At 48.6% G+C, this 2,046-nt stretch carries 1 protein-coding gene; it reads right to left on the bottom strand.

Annotated features, from left to right (window positions below; translation table 11 throughout):
• The coding region (locus ACP45E_RS00450; RefSeq protein WP_241824225.1) for a glutamate synthase-related protein at positions 1–2,046 on the bottom strand (2,046 nt) is incomplete at both ends.

Genomic DNA, 2,046 nt, shown 5'->3' with positions numbered 1-2,046 from the left:
ACCGCCAGTCATGTATTCACAACCGTGGTCACCGACACCTTCAACAACGACTTTTGCGCCCGAGTTACGAACACAGAAACGTTCACCAGCCATACCGCGGATGTAAGATTCACCAGACGTCGCACCGTAGAAACATACGTTACCCACCACAATGTTATCTTCAGCGATAATCGTCGATTTGGCATCTGGGTACAGTACTAACGTACCGCCAGAAAGACCTTTACCCCAGTAATCGTTGGCGTCACCTTCGACTTCGAACTTAACGCCTTTCGCGAGGAATGCACCGAAAGATTGGCCCGCACTACCGTGGAACTTAACGTTCATTGGTTGTGGTAAACCTTGGTCTTTGTAAACCTTCGAGATTTCGTTCGACAGCATGGTACCCGCAGAGCGATCCGTGTTGATGATAGGGAAGGTCGCGTTCACGGCTTCGCCTTTCTCAAGTGCTGGAATGGCAGCTTGAATCAACTTACGGTCTAGTACGTCTTCTAGGTTGTGATTCTGTTTTGTCTGGTTGTAGATACCGTCTTCAGCACGAGCCTGCTCAATGTGCAGTACTGGTGTTAGATCTAGGTTCTTGTACTTCCAGTGACCGATGTCATCACGAACTTTCAGTTTGTGAGATTGTCCTACCATTTCGTCGATAGAACGGAAGCCAAGTTCAGCCATCACTTCACGTAAACCTTCAGCCATGTATTGGAAGAAAGTCACGACGTCTTCTACGCGGCCGTCGAAACGCTCACGAAGAGTTTTGTTCTGTGTTGCGATACCAACAGGACATGTATTTTTGTGACACTTACGCATCATGATACAGCCTTCAACAACAAGTGCTGCTGTTGCTACGCCCCATTCTTCTGCGCCAAGTAGCGTTGCTACGGCAAGGTCACGTGGTGTTTTCATCTGACCATCAGACTGAACAACGATACGGTTACGTAGGCCGTTTTTCAGTAGTGTTTGGTGCGTTTCCGCTAGACCCAGTTCCCAAGGCAGACCTGTGTGACGGATAGAAGACATCGGAGATGCACCCGTACCGCCATCAAAACCTGCGATAAGTACAACGTCAGCTTTCGCTTTCGCTACGCCTGATGCAATCGTACCTACGCCTGCTTCCGAAACCAGTTTTACGTTTACACGGCCATTACGGTTCGCGTTTTTCAGATCGTAGATCAGCTGGGCCAAATCTTCGATTGAGTAGATATCGTGGTGTGGCGGTGGAGAGATAAGACCTACGCCCGGAGTCGAGTGACGCGTTGCGCCAATCCAATCATCAACCTTATCACCAGGTAGTTGACCACCTTCGCCCGGTTTCGCACCTTGAGCCATCTTGATCTGAAGTTCATCAGCGTTCGATAGGTAGTAAGATGTTACACCAAAGCGACCAGAAGCCACTTGTTTGATAGCTGAACGTTCCCAGTCACCGTTTTCTTTACGCTCGAAACGCGCAGGATCTTCACCACCTTCACCTGAGTTTGATTTCGCGCCAATGCGGTTCATTGCAACAGCCAGTGTTGAGTGAGCCTCATGCGAGATTGAACCGAAGCTCATAGCACCGGTTGCAAAACGAGTCAGAATTTTTTCAATCGGTTCTACTTCTGCTAGAGGAATAGAGCCTGCTGGGTTCTTAATGAACGCTAATTGGCTACGCAATGTTGCCGCGTTATCGCCTTGGTCATCAACGGCTTTTGCGTACTTCTTGAACTGTTCGTAATCTTTGTTACGCGTCGACTCTTGAAGTAGAGAAATCGTTTCTGGATTGAATAAGTGCTTCTCGCCGCGTTGTTTCCACTGATAAACACCGCCCACATCAAGGATCTGAGCTGGGATTTCACGAGCTGGGTAACCAACACGGTGACGAACCAGTACTTCTTTCGCGATATCATCGATCGTTAAACCTTGGATACGAGAAACAGTACCCGTGAAGTATTTTTCAACCACGGATTTGCTGATACCAAGGGCTTCAAAGATTTGTGCACCGTGGTAAGACTGCAGCGTAGAGATCCCCATCTTAGAGAAAATCTTCAGTAGACCGCCGTTCACGCCTTTACG

The sequence above is a fragment of the Vibrio genomosp. F10 str. 9ZD137 genome, assembly GCF_049974785.1.
In the GTDB taxonomy this organism is placed as follows: Bacteria; Pseudomonadota; Gammaproteobacteria; order Enterobacterales; family Vibrionaceae; genus Vibrio.
Note: the sequence above shows the minus strand (reverse complement) of the source record. Positions and strands in the feature narration are given on the sequence as shown.